At 54.9% G+C, this 19,502-nt stretch carries 17 protein-coding genes and 1 tRNA gene; 10 read left to right on the top strand and 8 right to left on the bottom strand.

All coding sequences use genetic code 11. The features are described from left to right. The first annotated feature begins 9 nt into the window (after positions 1-9). The 3 genes from DCN14_RS18835 to DCN14_RS18845 all read left to right on the top strand — a co-directional run bounded on the left by DCN14_RS18835 (position 10) and on the right by DCN14_RS18845 (position 1,977). Positions 10-327: a YkgJ family cysteine cluster protein gene (locus tag DCN14_RS18835; protein WP_096503770.1), complete on the top strand. Its 318-nt coding sequence runs from the start codon at positions 10-12 to the stop codon at positions 325-327. Between the two features lie 159 nt (positions 328-486). Beyond that, a complete protein-coding gene (locus tag DCN14_RS18840; RefSeq protein ID WP_096503487.1) occupies positions 487-1,068 on the top strand; it encodes a DUF1439 domain-containing protein in 582 nt (193 codons plus the stop codon). Between the two features lie 78 nt (positions 1,069-1,146). After that, a complete protein-coding gene (locus DCN14_RS18845) occupies positions 1,147-1,977 on the top strand; it encodes an undecaprenyl-diphosphate phosphatase (RefSeq protein ID WP_096503489.1) in 831 nt (276 codons plus the stop codon). Positions 1,978-2,091: 114 nt separating this feature from the next. On the opposite strand, the gene trmB is transcribed toward DCN14_RS18845, so the two are convergent. Together trmB and DCN14_RS18855 are read right to left on the bottom strand one after the other, a co-directional pair. Beyond that, entirely contained in the window at positions 2,092-2,859 is a 768-nt protein-coding gene (trmB, locus tag DCN14_RS18850) for a tRNA (guanosine(46)-N7)-methyltransferase TrmB (protein WP_096503491.1), read from the bottom strand. A 131-nt stretch (positions 2,860-2,990) separates the two neighbouring features. Continuing rightward, a tRNA-Gly gene (locus tag DCN14_RS18855) sits at positions 2,991-3,065 on the bottom strand. Positions 3,066-3,320: 255 nt separating this feature from the next. Here DCN14_RS18855 and DCN14_RS18860 point away from each other — a divergent pair. Beyond that, a complete protein-coding gene (locus DCN14_RS18860) occupies positions 3,321-4,232 on the top strand; it encodes a hypothetical protein (protein ID WP_096503493.1) in 912 nt (303 codons plus the stop codon). Here the strand turns inward: DCN14_RS18860 and DCN14_RS18865 are convergent. Further along, complete coding sequence (locus DCN14_RS18865) at positions 4,204-5,256, bottom strand: site-specific DNA-methyltransferase (RefSeq protein ID WP_240327396.1); 1,053 nt, start codon at positions 5,254-5,256, stop codon at positions 4,204-4,206. The two genes, DCN14_RS18860 and DCN14_RS18865, sit on opposite strands and share 29 nt — an antisense overlap. Positions 5,257-5,763: 507 nt before the next feature. Between DCN14_RS18865 and DCN14_RS18870 the strand changes: the two genes are divergently transcribed. Next, on the top strand, positions 5,764-5,994 hold the full coding sequence (locus DCN14_RS18870; RefSeq protein ID WP_096503497.1) for a hypothetical protein: 231 nt from the start codon (positions 5,764-5,766) through the stop codon (positions 5,992-5,994). 2 nt (positions 5,995-5,996) lie between these two features. Here the strand turns inward: DCN14_RS18870 and DCN14_RS18875 are convergent, their stop codons facing one another. Continuing rightward, on the bottom strand, positions 5,997-6,395 hold the full coding sequence (locus DCN14_RS18875; RefSeq protein ID WP_096503499.1) for a helix-turn-helix transcriptional regulator: 399 nt from the start codon (positions 6,393-6,395) through the stop codon (positions 5,997-5,999). A gap of 199 nt (positions 6,396-6,594) precedes the next feature. Between DCN14_RS18875 and DCN14_RS18880 the strand changes: the two genes are divergently transcribed. Together DCN14_RS18880 and DCN14_RS18890 are read left to right on the top strand one after the other, a co-directional pair. Further along, the gene (locus DCN14_RS18880; RefSeq protein WP_096503501.1) at positions 6,595-7,074 is read left to right on the top strand and encodes a helix-turn-helix domain-containing protein; all 480 of its coding nucleotides are present in this window, start codon (positions 6,595-6,597) and stop codon (positions 7,072-7,074) included. Between the two features lie 372 nt (positions 7,075-7,446). Then, the gene (locus DCN14_RS18890; protein ID WP_240327400.1) at positions 7,447-7,869 is read left to right on the top strand and encodes a hypothetical protein; all 423 of its coding nucleotides are present in this window, start codon (positions 7,447-7,449) and stop codon (positions 7,867-7,869) included. Positions 7,870-7,983: 114 nt separating this feature from the next. Here DCN14_RS18890 and DCN14_RS18895 read toward each other — a convergent pair whose 3' ends face one another. Further along, positions 7,984-9,129 carry a site-specific integrase gene (locus tag DCN14_RS18895; RefSeq protein ID WP_096503507.1) on the bottom strand — a complete coding sequence of 382 codons (1,146 nt, stop codon included), beginning with the start codon at positions 9,127-9,129 and terminating at the stop codon, positions 7,984-7,986. Between the two features lie 757 nt (positions 9,130-9,886). Between DCN14_RS18895 and DCN14_RS18900 the strand changes: the two genes are divergently transcribed. Next, positions 9,887-13,105, top strand: a complete 3,219-nt coding sequence (locus DCN14_RS18900) for a plasmid replication protein, CyRepA1 family (RefSeq protein ID WP_096503509.1) — start codon at positions 9,887-9,889, stop codon at positions 13,103-13,105. Positions 13,106-13,417: 312 nt separating this feature from the next. On the opposite strand, the gene DCN14_RS38040 is transcribed toward DCN14_RS18900, so the two are convergent. Further along, complete coding sequence (locus DCN14_RS38040; RefSeq protein WP_143331665.1) at positions 13,418-14,359, bottom strand: hypothetical protein; 942 nt, start codon at positions 14,357-14,359, stop codon at positions 13,418-13,420. A 437-nt stretch (positions 14,360-14,796) separates the two neighbouring features. Here DCN14_RS38040 and DCN14_RS18910 point away from each other — a divergent pair, with 437 nt between their 5' ends. After that, on the top strand, positions 14,797-15,105 hold the full coding sequence (locus tag DCN14_RS18910) for a hypothetical protein (protein WP_096503513.1): 309 nt from the start codon (positions 14,797-14,799) through the stop codon (positions 15,103-15,105). A 109-nt stretch (positions 15,106-15,214) separates the two neighbouring features. Here DCN14_RS18910 and DCN14_RS18915 read toward each other — a convergent pair whose 3' ends face one another. Beyond that, the gene (locus DCN14_RS18915; protein ID WP_096503515.1) at positions 15,215-16,924 is read right to left on the bottom strand and encodes a hypothetical protein; all 1,710 of its coding nucleotides are present in this window, start codon (positions 16,922-16,924) and stop codon (positions 15,215-15,217) included. Between the two features lie 27 nt (positions 16,925-16,951). After that, entirely contained in the window at positions 16,952-18,082 is a 1,131-nt protein-coding gene (locus DCN14_RS18920; protein ID WP_096503517.1) for a DUF4297 domain-containing protein, read from the bottom strand. A 361-nt stretch (positions 18,083-18,443) separates the two neighbouring features. Here DCN14_RS18920 and DCN14_RS38045 point away from each other — a divergent pair, with 361 nt between their 5' ends. Further along, complete coding sequence (locus tag DCN14_RS38045; RefSeq protein WP_143331666.1) at positions 18,444-18,977, top strand: hypothetical protein; 534 nt, start codon at positions 18,444-18,446, stop codon at positions 18,975-18,977. Positions 18,978-19,502 lie beyond the last annotated feature (525 nt).

Below are 19,502 nucleotides of genomic sequence, written 5' to 3' on the forward strand. Positions count from 1 at the left end.
TCCGTCGAAATGCCTGTTCGCCCGGCGCCCGCCGATGTCCCGCCGCCGCATGCGTGTCGCGAGGGGTGCGGCGCGTGCTGCATCGCCCCGTCGATTTCCAGCCCGATTCCGGGCATGCCGGACGGCAAGCCGGCCGGCGTGCGCTGCGTGCAGCTCGGCGACGACCTGCGCTGCCGGATCTTCGGCCGGCCCGAGCGGCCCGCCTGCTGTTCCGGGCTGCAGCCGTCCGCCGAGATGTGCGGTGCGTCGCGCGACGATGCGCTCGCGTGGCTCACGCGCCTCGAAGTCGCGACGCAGCCGTCCGGGGGCGCCCGCCCGGCGCGGTAGCGCGCCGCCGCCGCGCCGTGCGGGCACCGCGTCGGACGCCGTCAGCGCGCGCATGGAACCGCCAGCCCGCGCCGCCGCACTAACGTGGGTCCATTGCCCCGCCATGGGCCGGAGCCGATAGCCAGCCTGCCGCTCCGCCCGACACAGGAGATTTCCAGCATGACCGCACCTTGCACGCCCGGCCGGCGCCGTTTCCTCGCCGTCTGCGCCGGCGCCATCGGCGTGTCGGTATCGCTCGCCGCCTGCGCGTCGACGTTCCCGTTCATCCCCGATCACTACACGTTCTCGCGCGGCGACGTGCAGAAAGCCGTCGCGCGCAAGTTTCCGTACCAGAAGACGGTCGCGCAGGTCGTCGACGTGTCGCTCGTGAATCCGGCCGTCAACCTGCTGCCCGACCAGAACCGCGTTGCCGTGCAGCTCGACGCACACTTCGCGAGCCCGTTCCTGCGCGAACCCGTGAGCGGCAAGTTCACCGTGTCGGGCCAGCTCGCGTACGACGCGCCGAGCCGCTCGGTCGTGCTGAAGGCGCCGGCCGTCGACAGCCTCGTGCTCGACGGCGACGCGCAGATGTATGCGCAACAGGTCGGCGCGGCCGCGGGCCTGCTCGCGACGCAAGTCCTGACCAACTATCCGATCTACACGTTCAAGCCCGAACAACTGCAATTTGCCGGTGTGAACTACGAACCCGGTACAATTACGATTCTTACAAACGGCATACGCGTGGCGATCGTCGAAAAGTGACGATGCACCGCGCGCGGCCGGGTGGGCCGCGGCGGTAATGCGGCCCTTTCTTTCGACCACTTCGGAGTTGGGCCACGGATGGACTGGATCCTGATCTGCAAGGCATTGATCCTCGGCGTTGTCGAGGGGCTGACGGAATTCCTCCCGGTATCGAGTACCGGTCACCTGATCGTTGCCGGCAGCTTCCTGAACTTCAACGACGCGCACGCGAAAACCTTCGACGTCGTCATTCAGTTCGGCGCGATCCTCGCCGTCTGCTGGGAATACCGGCAACGGATCGTATCGGTCGTGTCCGGCCTGCCGGGCCGGCCCGACGCGCGGCGCTTTACGCTGAACGTCGTGATCGCGACGATTCCCGCGATCGCGCTCGGCCTGCTGCTGGAGAAGAAGATCAAGGCCGTGTTGTTCTCGCCGGTGCCGGTCGCGTTCGCGCTCGTCGTCGGCGGCGCGATCATCCTGTGGGCCGAGGCGCGGCAGCGCGAGCGCAGCGAGCCGCCGCGCGTGCAGTCGATCGATGCGCTCACGCCGCTCGATGCGCTGAAGGTCGGCATCGCGCAATGCTTCGCGCTGGTGCCCGGCATGTCGCGCTCGGGCTCGACGATCATCGGCGGGATGCTGTTCGGCCTCGATCGGCGCGTCGCCACCGAATTCTCGTTCTTCCTCGCGATTCCGATCATCTTCGGCGCGACGCTCTATGAAACCGTCAAGGACTGGCAGGCGTTCACGGTCGACTCGATCGGCCTGTTCGCGCTCGGGCTCGTCGCGGCGTTCGTCAGTGCGTTCGTCTGCGTGCGCTGGCTGCTGCGCTACGTCGCGACGCACGATTTCACGGTGTTCGCGTGGTACCGGATCGCGTTCGGCCTGTTCGTGCTGCTCGTCGGCTATAGCGGGTGGCTGAACTGGGCGTGACGCCGGGGTGACGCGGGCGCGTATCCCATGCAAAACGGCCCGATCGGCAGATGCCGGTCGGGCCGTTTTTTCATGGCGCGGCGCGCCGCGTGCGATGCGCCGCTGCGGCGGGATTCAGCTCGCGCGCTTGCGGAACACCAGATCCCACACGCCGTGGCCGAGCCGCAGCCCGCGTCGTTCGAACTTCGTCACGGGGCGGTAGTCGGGGCGCGGCGCGTAGTCGGCGGCCGTGTTTTCGAGCGACGGATCGGCGCCGAGCACTTCGAGCATCTGTTCGGCGTAGTTCTGCCAGTCGGTCGCGCAATGCAGGTACGCGCCGGGTTTCAGGCGCGACGCGAGATGCGCGACGAGCGGCGGCTGGATCAGCCGGCGCTTGTGGTGGCGCGCCTTGTGCCACGGATCGGGGAAGAAGATGTGCACGCCGTCGAGGCTTTCGGGCGCGAGCATGTGCTCGAGCACTTCCACGGCGTCGTGCTGGATGATGCGGATGTTCGGCAGGTCCTGCTCGCCGATCAGCTTCAGCAGCGCGCCGACGCCCGGCTCGTGCACTTCGACGCCGAGGAAGTCGTCGCCCGGGCGGTGTGCGGCGATTTCGGCGGTCGATGCGCCCATCCCGAAGCCGATCTCCAGGATGCGCGGTGCGCTGCGGCCGAATATGGCGTCCCAGTCCGGGATGTCCGGTGCGTACGGCACCACGAAGCGCGGGCCCAGATCGTCGAGCGCGCGGCGCTGGCCGGTCGACACGCGGCCGGCGCGCGTCACGAAGCTGCGGATGCGGCGGCGGTGCAGCGGATTGACTTCGTCGGCGCCGTCGGCGGCTTCGTCGGGAAGGGCGGCATCGTGCGGCGGCTGGCCGGCTTCGTTCGGATCGTCGTGCATCATCGGTGACAGAGAAAGGCTGGGTTCGGGCGAGGGCCCCGTTGCGCAGCAGTGTGGCGGATGAACCGGCACATGGTACAAAAAAGCCGCCTTCGACGAGGCGGCTCATGCGCAGGCTGCAGTGCAGCAGAAAGTGGAGCGGGCGATGGGAATCGAACCCACGTCATCAGCTTGGGAAGCTGAGGTAATGGCCATTATACGACGCCCGCAGAACGCGTAATTCTACAGGGGTTTGGGTGGGGATGGCAAGCGGGCGGTTTGGGGCGGTGGCAGCGAAACTGGCATCGCTCGATGCTGGGGCGGTGGCGTCGCCTAGGAGTATGCTTTGGTAAGCGGCTATCGATATTGCCAGTGTCAAACGACTCGAGACGCCCGGAGATCATGACCGACAAAGTTCATCGCAAGATGTACAGTCGGCTGCACGAGTGCTAACGTATGGCTTTTAGCCACTCGTACAGAATGACGTGAATAACAAATATTTGACCACAATTGATAATCCGGGTTCGATAATAACAGCTATTGATGCTGCTGTTCGTTTTCCTGAGATTTTGCAGGTTTGCAACGCGAAATACGCGCCTGATATCGATAATTTTAAGAGATTGGTGGGTGTTGCGGAGAATAGCGCGGACCTTCTTGGGCGCATAAGATCTTCTGATTTCACGTCTGAGCAACGTATGTCGTTGCTCAAGATGTTTAGGCGTTGCGTCTCCCCTGTGCTCGATACCGAAATGGCGAAGAAAATTACTAAGGTGTCGACGCAAACTCTAGTCGAAAATTTGGGACACACGTTTAAAGCGATTGAGGTTTTGCGTCGGCAGTTCGCAAATCTCTCTCGTGATGAGGAGGCTGCTCTTGCAGCACTAATTGGTGAGTATGATACTCGTGGGCAACTGGGGTATCTCTTAACGGATCGTTTTTTTTCTTGGTTTGAAGGGGCCCTTGGTAACACCTTCTCGATCGAAGGTCCGCGAGGTGCGGGACGTGATATCGAACTTTCTACGGTGTATAGTGACTACGTTGGAAGATTTCCGTGTGATTTCGTAATTCGTTCTTGCGGTGACGACGCCGTTCGGGCGATTGGTTTTGCTCGATATGATTCGACTAGAGGAGGTGCGCAATCGGACGATCGTACGGGTGGTAACTCTGATAAAGTAAGTAAGGCGAAGAAGTTTTGCGAGGAATTTGGTAAAGCGTTTCGAATTATCTTTGTTTCAGATGGACCTGGCCTTGCGCATGGCGATACGTGGTCGGAGGCGTGTGAATTGGATGGCGGGTGGGATGGTAACGTGAGAGTTACCACCCTCAAAACCGCGCCATATCGTGTCGATAAATTTTGGCTAATGGGAACTACCGGAGAAATTCACGTAGCTCACTGACCTTCTCTGGGTAGGCCGTCGAGATTTCAGAATCAACATATACATTGAAGTCGACAGCCCCGCTCTCGTGACGCAGGGGCTCCATATCTTCTTCAGGAAAGAGGCTGTGATTTGACTCTCGTGTTACAAAATCCCCCATTGGCTGGCGCCCCTTCATCAAGCGACTGATAGTAGTCTTGGCTGCAGCAAAGGATTCATCGATCCCGATCCAGCGCCTCTGAAGGACCTCGGCGGCATGAAGCGTCGAGCCTGATCCCGAAAATGGATCTAAAACAAGAGAACCTTCTGAGCTGCTCGCACTGACAAGCATTTTCATCATCTCAAAGTTTTTTTCCGTTGGGTATCCGGTGACTAAAATGCTCTGGTGATGTGCATCCCGAAAATCTTCCCAGTAATCAGTCAATGCGATCCGCTTACCTTCCGTTAAGTAGACCTTTCGTCGAGGGTTTCCGGTTTTTGACCAGTGAATCTCTCCTGCTGCATCCAATTCTTCAAGTTTCGCAGGGGTATATTGCCAATGCTTGCCGGTTGGTGGTAATACCCCTCTCCATGCCATGCCTGTCTCGCCATTCCTGGTCCCTGGTGCGTGGACCGGTACAAGCTTATACTGACCTCGTAAATCGACTTTTGAATATTCTTTGGCAATCCATTCGTCAGTGGCTGATTTGGTTGGTTGATTCCAAACGTAGTCGTTGGTCTTTGTGTAAAAAAGTATGTAGTCGTTCAGATTCGCAAATTGATGTTGCGTGAAATTCTTGCTGCTACATTTGCGTCGAGAAATTATGTTGCGAAAGTTCTTTCGACCAAATACCTCGTCCATGATCACCTTGAGTTCAGTCACCATTTGATGCCCTATGTGGACATAGATCGATCCCTTGTCGTCTAAAATTTCTTTCATTAAGACAAGGCGGCGGCGCATGAACTCGAGGTATGCTGCATCGTCCAATACATCATGATATGCATGTTCCTGTTTCCGAGAGGAAAAGGAGCGTCCGGTTGCATAAGGAGGATCGAGATAAATCATCTCGGCTTTCTCTCGAGACTCAATTATGGAGTGCAGTCCGAACCAGTTGTCTGACCAAATGAAGCTGTTCGCGTGTATAAAACGCTGCTCTATAAGTTGATCATCGGATAGGCGCCTGTATGCAGATACGACAGGCGTCAAGATTTCGGAAATCGGCAGTTTTCCAGGGTAGCTCAGTTGTGCTTCGGTGCCTGCGGGTGGTAGGGGCGGGGACGAGTGATGTGATCTAGTCGCTCGTACTGAGTCGTCACCAGTAAGCTCTGCTTTGTTCAAACCGACGGCCATGTTCTTCAAAAAAATGGTAACCAGAGTTGGTGAGTCTATGTGCGAGCTCTCGCAGTGTCAACGGAGAGAGGCGATCGGGTTGGCATTGTTAGACGAAAGGCCGAGTGTCCTCCGTATCCGGGAGGGGGCGAGGTAGGGATGCCGTAAAATTTGGGGCGGGAGCACGATGGGGATTGTTTTCACCCAGTTGTCGGCGACTGCGGATTCGAAGATGGTCGTCACATGAACGATACTCAACAACAAAACGACTTCCCGCCGCTTACAATCGATCAGATTCGCGATCTGGCCGCCGCGATCCGAGAGGATTTTGGAGGCAGCCTCTCGCGAGCAGGTTTCACTGACAGCTTGCTGATGCTTCTCGAAAACGTTCCGGAAGTTAAGGCAGGCGAGGTGTCGACTTCGCTGATCGACCCGGCATGGGATGAGTACGTTCGATATCGTTTCGAATCCTGACCCTACTTGCGCCGCTTGCTCCTATAGGGATGCTTGGCCTTGAGCATGTCAGCGAATTGCTGGACGAAATTCACGACGAGTTCGCGCTCGTTGCTATCCAATCCATCGAGCGCATCTGCGATCATCGCGAGTTGGTCGTCCGGCCGTTTCGATCCTCGTTGCAATAGCTGATCTACCGAGCATTCCAGCGCGTCGCTGAGCTGTTGAAGCCGATGTAAGGTCGGTACGCGCGTTCCCCTTTCCCACCTGCTGACCGCTTCCTGTTCCAGGTCGATCAATTCCGCTAACTTGGCTTGGGTAAGGCCGAGTGCTCGGCGTCGTTCAGCAATGGCGGTTCCGACGCGGGCGGCAAGCAGCGCGTCTTGGTTGTCATCAGTGGGCGGGGCGGAACGTGTAGTCATAGAACCATATGGTGGTCTTCATTCCGATTACGATGAACGTCCATATTGGAATGTAACATTCCAATATGGTTGAATTCAGTGGAGCTTTGACGTATCGTGCGGGGGATGCCTGAGCGGTCGGGGAAGTGCACGAATTCCGGCAGGCAGGTGGCTGCTGGAAGGGCGGTGGCCTTGTTGGGATCAGAAAAACTAATGAACTATGACCACGAACGATTCACTTTCCCGATTTCACTCCTTCATGGCCGTCTACGAGGGTTGCCGAGCTTCGGCACTGGGTAACGCGTTGCAGATGACGCCGATGGCGGCACGGGCGCTCAGTTTGATTTGTGCGTTTCCTGGCATGACCTTGCATGAGTTGAGTTGCGTCCTCGGCGGTAGTCAGGGGCAGGTGATTGGAGCTGCATTCGACCTTCAACATCTCGGATACGTCGAGATGAGCGAGGAGCGAAACGACGACCGTCGCCGGGTTCTGAGTCCGATCAGAGAGCGAATGTTTGGCTTCGACGGCTATCAGCGACTCGTCGGCAATCTCGCGGCCGACGCAGGAATTACCGGTCAACTGGAGGTGCTATTGCCGTTGTTCCAGGACGTGCTGACGAAGGCGCTGGAGGAGTTGCAGGGCGACGCACAGAATGTCCAGTATCAGGCGCAACGCCGGATTTTGGCGCGCGTCGCGTGAGTATCGTTGTCGGTACGAATTCAGGCAGGCGTTGGAAGAGCGTGGGTTTTGAAAGCCGTCCTGTCGAATAATTACAAGATTCATGCGAAGGTTGCATATGAAAGAAAACATAAGTTGCGACTGTCCTCACTGTTTCATGCCGGTCGATGAATCGGCGACCGTTTGTCCTTACTGCACAAGAGATATTCCCAATCCATCGGGTGTGGTACTTGGTGATCCGATGGGGGATATTGCGGAGGCGTTGATTAAGCTCGGCATATGGACCGTTATATTCAGCATAGCTATATGTACCACCATTAGTGAGCTAGATTTACCAATGCCCAGTGGGGACTGGGTTCTGCTTCTGATCATCCTGGTTGCGCTCGTCATTTCTTGTTTTCTCTACAAAAAGCTGCCGCCGAAGTATTGATGATGGTTCTGACAAAAAAATTGAGTGGGCGCTATCACGGGTTACGAGTGAGGCATGACATGGTGTTCGAACGATGGCTTCGAGGCGCGCTCTGTTCGAAAGTGCCGGAGCAAATGGGCGTAATGTCAATCGACTCGCTCGACAGACAGTGGGTATTTGTTACCGTCGTGGACGGCTATCTCATCGCGAAGTCGAAGGACGGCAAAGCCGTACTGATGGGCCGCATGGGCAAGCGTGACGATGGCAAGTTTTGCATCGAAGTCTCGGTGCGCGCTGAAATCGAAAACAAGAGGCTTCGGAATTACGAGTTATGGCATGTAGATCCAGCGGATGGGTACCATCATGTCCGACGACTAGATGAAGTCTTGCAGGCCGCGCCAGCCTGATGGAGGCAGGATTCTCCGGGATTCCCGATACAGGGAATCCCGGTTATGTACGCCTATAATAAATTCTCAAAGTGTCCTAAATTCAGAGACGTCAAGGCCGGGAAAACCCACGTTTCATGCGGGTTGCAGCAGCGAATCGATGACCTTGACCGCCTTTCGACTCGCGTCATTCGGGCTTAGGTGGGCGTAGCGCTGTGTCATCTTCGGGTCGCTGTGGCCGAGCAGCACCGACACCTCATAGAGACTGACGCCCGCTTTGACGAGTTTGCTTGCGAACGTATGTCGGAGCGTGTGCAAGGTGACGCGCCCACCGCGCTCCTTGACGAGAACGGGATCGTTGAGGCCAGCGCGCTCAATCGCCTTCTTGATCGACTTCGTGCTATAGCCACGTTCGTTGCCGGTGCGATCTTCGAACACATAGCGCTGCCCCGTTCGGCGTTCTTCCCATCGGCGACGCAGGATCGTTTCGAGGCGAGAGGTCATGTGCAGCACATCCTCGTTCCGAACCTTGCTCCGATAGAGGCTGATCGTGCTGGCGTCGATGTTGATCGCCGACCACGGAATATTCGCGACCTCCGAGTAGCGACACCCCATATCGAGCAGGAAAACCGTGATGTCGTAGTTGTCCTGCATATTCCGCGTCATTTCGGGTGTTAGCGGTTTAGACGCGTTTATACGCGCTCTAAGCCGTTCCGGATCGAGTTCGCGCAATAACGCCGACTCGTCGTTAGAATCCAGATATCGAAGCCTATACGAAGTCCGAAGCTCGGGAAAAACGATATCTCGATTGACTTTGAATCCGAGCTTTGCCATCTCGTTGATGGTCGCGCGCAGCAATCCGATTTCATGCTTGATCGTCGCCGGCTTGTCGCCTTCGGCCTTGCGCTTCGCGACGAGAAGATCGAAATCGCGCGTCTTCAGTTCATGCAGCAGCGTATCGGGCGACATGCCGTAGCAGGGGAGCTTGGCCTTCGTCCGAGGATGGAGCTTGTAGCCGAGCGTCTTCCGGACGATCGAGCACATGTTCCGGTGATAGGACGTTTCGCTCCGTGCTTCGACATATTGTTCCAGCGCATCCTTGAGCGAGATGGGCTGCGCATCGCCGAGATACTGTTCAGCGTGAGCTCGGTTGCGCATCTCGCGTTCGACCTGAGCGGCCTTCGTCTTGTTCGGCGTCCCGGTTGAGCCGAAGAACTTCTTGCCCTGAATCTGGAACTGGTAGTACCAGTTCTTGCTGTTGTTTCGACGGATGAGCGTCATAGTGTTACTCCTTACGGAATGTAATTGATGAGCAACACCATCCGGTCAGAGACGGGGCATGACAACAGCTTTCGCCCATGCCACCGAATAAATTGTCCGTGGAGAGTGGGGATGGCAGCCGACGACCGACGCCGAGTGCATCGATCATCGGTCGTCGCAGATAAGACGCCCCTTTATCAACACAGAGAATGACTTATCCATATTCAATGAACACCCCGCGCACTGGTCGCGCCGAGCGAACGAGAAGAAAGGTAGATGAAGGGATTGAGCGGAACTATCGTCGTTGATGACGTCGATTCCCGGTCGTCGCAGATAAGTCGCCGCTTTAACAACACAGAGAAAACACTTATCTACATTCGTTGAACATCCGCGCACTTGTCTGATCGGGCGCTCCGCTCCAGATCAATGATTTGACAATCGGGGGCCCGATCCTGTAGCCTGCCGCCTTGGCTCGAGGAGTGAGCAAGCGGCGGACAGAACGCGTACCGGTCGTGCAAACAAACACGATACGGACGCGGGATCCATTACCCATCCAGCAACGGGAAAGACTAAAACCGTACGTTGCTCTAGGTTCTCTCAAGAACCTGGCCCAGTGAGAAACCGGGCAGTTGGGAAAGATAGTGCACTCGGACCAGTTAGACCGAACGATTTTCAGATCGAGCGGTGTTGCTGGTCGGTGGTTCTATCTTGTGTCTGCGCTTCCTCCCTGAAGCCCGGAACCATTAGCCAAATCTTTCATTTTTTATGGAGATTTGTCATGGTTCAGAAAGATGTTCTTCCCGCATTCCCGCAGCAAAGTGCCGTCGCAACGAGCGATGCGCAAAATCCCGGCTCCCCCATCCCCGTATCCAGCGTTGCGACGCTGAAGGTCGCGATCAATCGGCACGTCAGGAACAAGATCGTTCCCGGTGATGACATGGGTTGGTCGCACGCGACCTATAAATTCGTGAATTGCGAGCTTGCCCCCGACGATTTCATTGATGAAGTGACGTCGGGGTTCGCCTTCTGCGCGTGGTTGAAAGGGCCCAGGAAGTCGAAGAATTTCCAGTGCATGCAGGTCCTGGCGGTCGATATCGACTCCGGGCTGACGATTGGGGACGTGCTCGCGCACCCATTCTTCCAGAAGTTCGGATGGTTCATCTACACGACGCCGAGTCACCGTGCGGATGCTCCCCGTTTCCGGATTGTGTTCCTGATGGAGCGGCCCATCGAGACGGTGAAGCGGATGAATCTCGCGTACACCGGCATCATTCGCATGTTCGCGGGCGACCGGTCGTGCACGGATGCGAGTCGGTTGTTCTATGGTTCAGAAGGTTGCGAGGTCCATCGCGTAGACCGCGTGCTTCCGATGGAGCAGGTCGAGTATGTGATCGAACTGGGCGAGAACGTGATTCACAACGACGGGCGGGCGCTCTCTGACAATGACTTGGCAAATAGCAGGTCATCGGTCGTCCTTGACCGGAACGAGATGGTGAGGACGGAGGACGACGGAATCTATCTGCTTGATGAGTTGAAGTCGGGAACGCGCGTCTTTTGTCCTCGTCACCTTGACCAGCACGCAAGCGCGTTCGTCGTGACGTCGAGAGTCGGACAGAATGGGGTGTATTGCAGTGCCTGTGCGCAAACCTTCTGGCCGAAGTGGAACCAGCGCTCGCACCTCCAAGAGTATGATTTTTATTCGTTCGAAGATGGGTTGATCGAGATTGATTACGACGAGCAGCAGCATCCGTCCGAATGGCTCGATGAAGACGCCCCGGTCGAATACCGGGATGTGATCGATGAGAAGTCTGTGTTCGTTCGGGATGCGCGGCTTCTCGGCGAGGCTGGATTTCCGCCGTTCGTGGACGGTGTCAACTGTGTTCGGAGTCCAAAGGGAACTGGGAAGACCTTTCTGCTGGAACGGGCGGTAGAACAGTGGAAGGCGGAGGGAAGGTCCGTCCTATTGATCGTACACCGTCAGGTTTTGGCGGAATCTCTGGCTGCCCGTCTCAAGATGCACTGTTATCTGAAGAAGCTGGAGAGCTACGAGGACCGCGATGAAGTGTTGAAGTACTGCGTGGTGTGTCTCGATAGCCTATCACGCTATCTCAATCCTGTTCGACACAAGTACGACGTGGTGGTGATTGATGAAACCGAGCAGGTGTATTCACATGTGTTGTCGGACACCCTCGCCGGGAACAAGCGGAAGTATTGTTTCAACCTGTTGCACCTCTATATCCGCCGCGCGAAACAAGTTGTCCTGTGTGATGCCGACCTCGGTTGGCTGACCTTCAATGTTACGGCACTCCTTCGTGACGATGTGGGTCCTGTGCGTTGCTACGTCAATCGGTTCCGGAAGAACCAGGACCCGATGCAGCCGAGGCATGTTGTGCATCTCTACCATAACGCGACGCAGCTGCTCGACTATGCGATTTCCGTTGTCGGTGCCGGTGGAAAGCAGTTCATCGCATGCAATTCGAAGGACAGGGCGAAAACGATCAGGAAACTCGTGTTGAAGCGGTACGGAGACCGTGTCAGGATTCGGATCATTACGTCGGACAACTCGACTACTGAGGAAGGGCGTAGGTTCATCACGACGATCAAGGAAACATCGGCTGACTACGATGTGCTGATTGTTTCGCCGTCTGTCGGGACGGGCGTGGACATCAACATCCCCGATCACCTGCCCCAGTTTACCCACGTGTTCGGATTTTTCGATGCAGCAGTAACCACGCATTTCGAAATGGACCAGCAACTTGCACGGGTGCGTAATATGCGGGATCAGCATGTCTGGATTTCTTGGGCGCACCTGTATCTGGAGTACGAGGTTGATGCAGTTCGTCGGAGCATTTTGTCGAGGGGAGAACTGCCGGAGGTGCTGAAGGGGTACGATTGGGAAGGACGTCCTCAATACTATGAGGATGACAAATTGATTGAGGTCTATGCTCAGGTAAAGTCCATGCGTCACGCGTCGCTCAACAATGTCCGCGATCACTTCGTTGGATTGAAGAAGCGTGAGGGCTGGGAGATTCGGGATGCTTTGCACAAAGCAGAAGATGAGAGGGCGCTGAACAAGGAATACTTCGGAGTGAAGAAACAGGTTGTAGAAGACGAGTATGTGTTGATTGCGTCCGCGCCCAGAATTTCCCACCAGCACTACGTCGAACTGTGCGACAAGCAGACGGTGACCATCGACGAGAAGGCGCAGATCGCCCGTCATCAGATCGAGAAGTTCTATGGTGTGAAAGAGGTGACGGTTGATCTGGCTCGGCTGGACAACCGCGGGCGTTTTCGCAATTGCGTGCGGTTCTATTCGATATTTTTCGCCAACAAGTACCAGCGGAACCGGTTCGCCCTGGATGAGCAGAGTGTGTCGGTAACGGAGCGCGACGATTACGGCCGGAAGTGCAAACTGCTGAAGACGCTGCTTCGTGCTGCGGGTGTGGTGGACGAGAATGGTAAGCTGGATAAGTTCGCCGAGTTCGAGATGAAGACGCTCGGTGCATTCGTCGATGCTGTGGAACTGCATGTTCAACAGATTGGGCTGGAGCTTCAGGTTCGTGTTCGCGACGACTTGCGGGAAAAGCCAATGCTTCAACTCAAGGGACTCCTAAAGCTGATCGGTCTCGATACTGCGAAGAGGAGCAAGTACGAGGGGCCGAAGAAGATTTACAAGTACACACTTAATCATGAATCTATTGAGTTGATGGACATGTATCGGGCGACCTTCATGAAAGGGATGATGGAGGTGCGGGTCCAGCAAAACCTGCTTGAGGGCGGCAGCATGATGGTTGTGACCGAGACACCCGAAAAAACGAAGCGGATGAAGTTTGCGAAGGTCGATAGGAAGCCGGTGAAGAAGTGGGAAGAGCTCACCTCTCATCAGCGTCGTCAGGAACTGCTCAAGACGCGGAGGATGCCAAAGTTTCAACCAATCGAGCCGAGTCCGTTTGATAGGGATGAGGGCATCATTCCGCTCAGTCCATCCGACGATTGATCGTTATGAAGATCAATTGCCGCGATGATCAGTGATTTGTAGATAAGTGTTTTTCTTGTGTTGATAAAGCGGCGACTGATCTGCTCGAACGACGGGGCTAGCCATGAGTTGGCCCCGTGATTGAATCTTAGAAAGCTGATGATCTGGCTAGGAAATATGTAGTAAATCAAGGGGATAGGAGGGTGCGGAGGCGGGTGGGGTGAAAGCTGCCGCTGTTGCCTCGCGATTCTGCAAGTTCAGCATCGAAGTTGTCGACCGAGCCGTATGACTTCCCGATCATCGGCGCGGCCCCCTGGTGATAGCACCCAACGATCAGTAATCGGTATCCTCTTCATCATCCTCGGGAAAGTACACGCTCGGATCTCCGAGCACAGACATTTTTTCTAATCGTTCTTTTCTTTCGTCTTTGTCCAATTCCCCGTAGAGGTGCTCCAAGGTATCAACTACATAAGATTTGGCGGAATCAGATTCAAAGCACTGCAGATATTCTTGAGCTTCCGCTGGATCGAACTCGAGAGGCTGAATATCTTTCAGGAAATTGAATAGACCTGTATCGGCATTGGAGTTCATGAAAAATATCAAAAGTTCTTTCCATAAAACTTCTTCTGTGGGTACGTCAGCCTCCCCGAGGAAGACGGTAAACGCCCTTGAGCCGTAGCGTACCTCGTAGGTATAGATATTCAGGTCATGAGCTCGATCTCTGATAATCTCGTATAGAGAATTGGAGATCTTTATAACTGTTCTGCGAATAAACTGACGATAGCGATCCTCGTTTTTGGTCGCAAAGAGTCCCATGGAGTCCTGTTCGATTTCAACATTCAGGAACTTGTTGAGAAAAGCGTATAAGCTTTCTCTTTCCTTGTCCATTGAAAATATGGAATTTAGGGAGAATCTATCGTATCTGTGAGAAATGTAAAATTTGCTTAACAGCGAGAGAATTGCGATATGAGGGTCGCCAAAGTTGAGTTTGGTGTGTGATTTTATTCGATTAAGGAGGTCGACATGATTGTGGGTTATGAGGGATTTTTCCAATGCCTCTTGATCTGTTTTATCATTGTGCTCAAGCAGAACTACTACTATTTTTAGTAATCGCTCGAGACCTACCGATAAATTATAGAAGAATTCGAATATTTCATCTGTGTGATCTAGCGAGCGCATTTCGTGAAAGCGTCGAAGCCCGTTGTATATGAACGTTCCCGCGATACTGAGTTCATCCCCTAGGTTGAAATTTTTCCATGCATCTTGCGGTCTCATTCGTGTCCCCGGTAGTAACTTCAATTACAAAAAATAGTACCTGCATTCGCTGGCCGATGCTCGCTTTGTCCGTGGCCATCGGGCGAGATATGTGCAGGCATAGCAAGAAAACAACATCTCCTGGTGCGGGCTCGTTCGATTTTAGAGCCGGTGTGCATACACGGTTGGTGCGGAGATTGAAAGCGGCTCACTTGTCGGATCGAAACTCCGGGACGGCCCTACGGAAGAATCCTAGAAAGCTGATGATCTGATTCGGAAATCCCCGGTAGATCAAGGGGATATGGGAGAAGCGGGTGAGGGTGACGTGAAAACTGTCACTGTTCCTCGATGGATTCCGCGGTGGTGACCGTCATGACCGTCGTGATTGCACGGTCGCCGTTGCCGTTAAGGGCGATCCGATGGACCCTGGCCGCACTTTCAACGAATGGAGTACGATCATGGTCGATCAGAAGCAGGGTGCAACGAGCAAGGACGAGAAAGCGAGCAAGCCGGTTAGTACGGACCAAAAGCCGGTGATCTCGGCAGCCAGTTCGACGGGAAACGATACCGCAGCGATGACGGCACCGGCTGCGCCGACGAAGATGGAACTGGCGACCGAAATCTACAAGCGGATGCGAACCGTCAAAGACGTGGCTCGGAAAGATATCGTCGAGAAGTTCATCGCCGAGGTGAAGCTGACGAAAGCCGGCGCGAGTACCTACTATCAGATGATCAAGGACAAGCACGAGCCGATGGGCAAGAAGTGACGTTTGGTTGGGCGCATCGTTCAATGAAAGGCTCCTGCGGGAGCCTTTCATTTTTCTAGCTCCCCGGCGTTGATGCGCGCCGCTTGCTGAGGTGCCATCGTTTCAGGTGTTAACCTGCTCGACCAAGTTCCGTGGTAGCGCGCTCGATTAAAGGAAGAACGCGGGCAGAGACTTCGTCCATCTGATCTGACTCGAGCAACGCACGCTCTCGTTCGAGTTGGATCACCTTGTCAGGATTGAACGAGTCGCTGGGGTCTTCTGCGCATAGGATGACTTGTGCGTTTGCTGGCGTTTTGCTCGCCAATAGCCCCATCACGCGCTCAAGATGCTTCCGGTCCTGGGCATTTTGGTTCGGCGAGTCGATGACAATTGGACTAGGCAAGAACGACTCCGCGCTCTTCATCACCGTCCAAAGTGCACCGTAATACGCTACCACCGACCGAGGGCCAGGGCTACCTGAGTCGGTTGGTCGCTTGTTGAGTTTCCAAGTGCCTACGTTGCTAAATTCGGGTACGTCGGCGACTACGAGAAGTTCTTTGAATGTTTCTCTGAAGATCCTGAGAGGTTCACCGGTATCATGGTTCTTCATAAGGTGATCAAGCTCAATCTTGAGCCCTCGGATAGTCTCTGCGGTAGCGGTAGCAGCCTTCTGGATGCTTGCTATCTCCGCATCGAGTGCCGACTCCGCCGCCTCAGCCCCGTGGCTCTTCACCACGTCCTCAAAAGTTCGGCGACCACGTTTGACCGCCAAGATATTCGACACCTCGACGTACTGCGTACGTAGGGAAGCAGCTTCTCGTCTCGACCTCGACATGCGCGCACTGACAGAATCCAGATTCTGCCGTAGGCGCTCTTTCAGTCGGTAAAGTTCGCGCGCATCCTCCGCTAGTTCCAAGAAAGTATGAAACGATGCATCGTGTTCTGCATGACATGTCGGACACCGAAACGTGCCTTGCTCCGCTGTTGCCGACGATACGCTTTTAAAGTCAGCTTCATGCTCGCGCAGCGCGGCCTCCGCCAATCGAATTTGGTCCGTAATTTGTCTGGATAGTTCTTGTCCCTCGACAAGTTCACTGCGAACCTTATCCTGCTTGGTACCCAATTCAGTAGCGAGTTTCGCGAGTTCGTGGACTTCTCTTTCAAACCCCGCAGTCGACAACTTTACATGTGATGCCTTTAGCGACCGGCGAAGCCGAAGCCGAGTTCGCTGTAATGTGCTTGCTTCCACATCCAGCTCCGTCAGCTTGCTTTTTGCCGTGCGCTCGCGTCCTTTGAGTTCAAAGTACTGAAAAGGCCTTACTTGAGCGAAATATTCGAGCGTGTGGGGAATGGCGCTTGAGTCGAACTGTTTCAGGCTCTTGAAAGTATCCCAGTTGCCGAAGAACGAGCCGTCTTGATTTATATAAAATGGTAGGAAGAACATCGACGGCGTTGCTGCTCGCAAATTCTCTTCCCTGTCCATCAGCTGCAAGTGAAAGCCAACGGCTTCCGAAAAAATCTCATTCCAGCGAGCGCTGCTTGTAGTGACTCCCAGTAGCTGCTGGCCGCGAAAGAGCGCCTTTAGATCGCCACGGCGAATTGTCGTGAAGGCTATGTCGTTGACGGAAAAATCAACGGCAACGATCGCCGAGTAGTCCCAGTTTCTTAGATCCCCAGTAGGTTCTGCGTCAAATGCCCGGAAGAGGGATTTGATAATTGTCGATTTCCCCGTCGAGTTTCCGCCCAGCAGTAACGTTTTCCGCGGATGGAACGTCTCGCTGTATGCTTTCTGCTCGTTCTCCGAGCAGATGCTTATTTTGTTGAATCGCAAGCTTTGCATTGGTCTTTTTTCGTATGGCTCGAAGAATTAGGCGAACGTTTGGCTTGTCCATGCTTGGACCATCCCGTAAATAGCTAATGCGCGTATTCGCGCGACGGTTTCGTCTGGAAGAAATCCCTTGAGGCAACTTTCGGCGGCCTCGAATTCTTTTACGGTCGACCAGGATTCAGCTTCTGCTGTTGCGCTCACGGCGCGTAGTGCAGCCCAGTCGACGTTGGCGATGGATAGTTCGCCACCGGTGACTTTCAATCGAGCGAGTTCGGTGAGGGCGACTTCTATCCTCATCCGATCACGTGTGTGCCACTCGAGAGCTGATGCAAGCTCCTTGAGCAGAGTTTCACGTCGACCTTGCTGATCAGGCAGCAGTTGTAGCGCGGCGAGTGCGTCGTTGAACTGCTTCTTGCTGTAACCGCGCTTACTGACCAGTTCTTCCCACGTCTGGCATTTGGACGTGTTGCGTGAGGCGGTCGCTAGTTTTGCGAATAAGGCGTCCACGAACGAGTCAGCCTGTGCCGCATGTGCGATACTGAGCTTCTTGAGGAATCCGTGAGCAACCCCGATGACATGTACTCGCATGTCGTTGACTTCGATAGGTGCATACCGAAGGCCAATTTTCTGAAGAGGAATGGCCGCTGCTGGTACCGAATGGGCTGTTGCTGCACTGTCACGAAAATTAGACTGCCTTTCAACCTGCAGGTCTGCCAAGGAAAGATAGTCCATCTGAAGAGCAGTCCCGCCCGCAGCAAGTTTGACGTTAAATCGTGCGTTGGAGACGAACTCGGCGCTCGCCGACAGCATCTTAAAGCCGAGTACGGATTTCACAATCTTCGCGAGTGGCGACGCGGGTTTGACCTGCTTTCCCTTTTCGGTGAGACCAGCTAACGAGTTGAGGTCCCAAACGCTGCCTTCCTTCTTCTTGAGTTGGTATAGTGTGATCGCCGCAGGTGCCGCCGGGTCGTCTATGCGAGCGACGTCTTGAACATACTCTAGAATAAAGAGGTAGTCGTTTGTGCCGACTTCGGTCAGCGTTATCAACTCGCTTATGAGCCAGAATCGGGCGAAGTCGTTGCCCTTGTTTCCGTGCCCACCCCCGAATTCATGCAGACCGTCATCGTTTTCAACCTGACAGAGCTCCACGATTGTTGCGGATGACGCCATGCCTTTCCTCCTACTTGCTGTTACGGAGCCATCAGTTGATTGCGTCTAGTCGCGCGCTCACAGAAGCCTCGTTAGCCCAATAGTAAGCGATTCGGAGTAGTCGTGACAGCCGTTGTGTTTGACAATCACAGACATGATGCGGTACCCGTCGCGCCGGAGCGACGTCAACGCTTATTTCCTACGCAGCATTGCCTTAACGGCTACTGTGCGCTTAGTGTTCCGTTGTTTACAAGCTATTTTTCGCCAGACGACGATGAAGAATGGGGGGGAGATCTAACGTCAATACTTTTCTTTTTCCCCATACCATCGGAATGCCGAGGTGACTACGTCGGCTCAAAAATAATCAACGTATCAGACTGTTATGAGTGTAAAAATAGAACCAGATCTCCCCGGAAAATCCGAAGCAAGCCAAATGTTATGGCTGGGTTCGGCCTATGCGAGTGCTGCTAAAGTTTTGGTGGAATCGATGGTCGATGATAAGTTCGATCAAAATCATGCAAATGTGAGGGTAATTCTTCACCTTTGCAGGCATGCCCTTGAGCTTTTTCTAAAAGGGGCGATTGGCTTGAGAACTGGGGGTATTCCTAGAAATACGCATCGACTTGCTTCGCTTTTTGATCAGTACAAGATTCTGTATCCATCCGGAAAATATCAATTTTCGTTTCCATTTTCGGAGCAGGTGTTTTTGGCAGACGACATGTTTCCTGAAACGATTGAATCATTTCATAGGACGCACGATCAAAGATTTCGATATCCTTCTGATTCTAAGGGAAATGTTTTTGATGGTTTCGAGATCTTTGATCTCAGTTCTCGAGCGGATGCCATAGCGGATTTTTGGCAGCGGCTGCACCTTATTGGCACGGGCCTAGCATGGGAGGATACCTTCGGTGCCTAGGGTAATTCGTGATGAGTATTGCTTCCGAGAGATGCGGCACTGGTTGATATTCTGTGCGACAGGATCAATGATCGATGCGCTCTAGGGGGGATATTGATTGCGGTGCTGCTTTGATGGACATCTATATCGTCAGCTTCTTGCGATTGGCGCTGGCGTGAAAACTGGCATCGCAGTGAATCCCGCATGAACAGCGGTTCTTAGTGGAGCCGGGAGAAATTATGACGTTAGAACGCGCGTGATTAGTGGTTTTGATTAACGCGCTGGGGCTTGGGAAGCTGAGGTAATGGCCATTATACGACGCCCGCAGAACGCGTAATTCTACAGGGTTTGGCGGCCGTGTTGCAAGCGAGGCGTTTTGGCCATGCGCAAACGCACTGCGCGTTCCTCGATGGCGGCCCCATTCCCCGGCGATTCCGCGAACGGGGCGGGGCTGTCACGAGGGGCTGAACCAGAACCAGAGATAGCGCCAGGGGCACTCACGCGAATCCGGTCAACGTCGAACGCAACGCGCCTGCCCCGCGCCCG

It is taken from the genome of Burkholderia sp. IDO3 (assembly GCF_003366075.1).
Lineage (GTDB): Bacteria > Pseudomonadota > Gammaproteobacteria > Burkholderiales > Burkholderiaceae > Burkholderia > Burkholderia anthina.

What these genes read in the sequence shown, in the direction of transcription:
- DCN14_RS38045 (WP_143331666.1), top strand. Translation starts at nt 18,444, where the DNA reads ATGAGTGTAAAAATAGAACCAGATCTCCCCGGAAAATCCGAAGCAAGC.
- DCN14_RS18870 (WP_096503497.1), top strand. Translation starts at nt 5,764, where the DNA reads ATGAACGATACTCAACAACAAAACGACTTCCCGCCGCTTACAATCGAT.
- trmB (WP_096503491.1), bottom strand. Translation starts at nt 2,859, where the DNA reads ATGATGCACGACGATCCGAACGAAGCCGGCCAGCCGCCGCACGATGCC.
- DCN14_RS18840 (WP_096503487.1), top strand. Translation starts at nt 487, where the DNA reads ATGACCGCACCTTGCACGCCCGGCCGGCGCCGTTTCCTCGCCGTCTGC.
- DCN14_RS18910 (WP_096503513.1), top strand. Translation starts at nt 14,797, where the DNA reads ATGGTCGATCAGAAGCAGGGTGCAACGAGCAAGGACGAGAAAGCGAGC.
- DCN14_RS18900 (WP_096503509.1), top strand. Translation starts at nt 9,887, where the DNA reads ATGGTTCAGAAAGATGTTCTTCCCGCATTCCCGCAGCAAAGTGCCGTC.
- DCN14_RS18865 (WP_240327396.1), bottom strand. Translation starts at nt 5,256, where the DNA reads ATGATTTATCTCGATCCTCCTTATGCAACCGGACGCTCCTTTTCCTCT.
- DCN14_RS18875 (WP_096503499.1), bottom strand. Translation starts at nt 6,395, where the DNA reads ATGACTACACGTTCCGCCCCGCCCACTGATGACAACCAAGACGCGCTG.
- DCN14_RS38040 (WP_143331665.1), bottom strand. Translation starts at nt 14,359, where the DNA reads ATGAGACCGCAAGATGCATGGAAAAATTTCAACCTAGGGGATGAACTC.
- DCN14_RS18920 (WP_096503517.1), bottom strand. Translation starts at nt 18,082, where the DNA reads ATGGCGTCATCCGCAACAATCGTGGAGCTCTGTCAGGTTGAAAACGAT.
- DCN14_RS18845 (WP_096503489.1), top strand. Translation starts at nt 1,147, where the DNA reads ATGGACTGGATCCTGATCTGCAAGGCATTGATCCTCGGCGTTGTCGAG.
- DCN14_RS18835 (WP_096503770.1), top strand. Translation starts at nt 10, where the DNA reads ATGCCTGTTCGCCCGGCGCCCGCCGATGTCCCGCCGCCGCATGCGTGT.
- DCN14_RS18895 (WP_096503507.1), bottom strand. Translation starts at nt 9,129, where the DNA reads ATGACGCTCATCCGTCGAAACAACAGCAAGAACTGGTACTACCAGTTC.
- DCN14_RS18915 (WP_096503515.1), bottom strand. Translation starts at nt 16,924, where the DNA reads ATGCAAAGCTTGCGATTCAACAAAATAAGCATCTGCTCGGAGAACGAG.
- DCN14_RS18880 (WP_096503501.1), top strand. Translation starts at nt 6,595, where the DNA reads ATGACCACGAACGATTCACTTTCCCGATTTCACTCCTTCATGGCCGTC.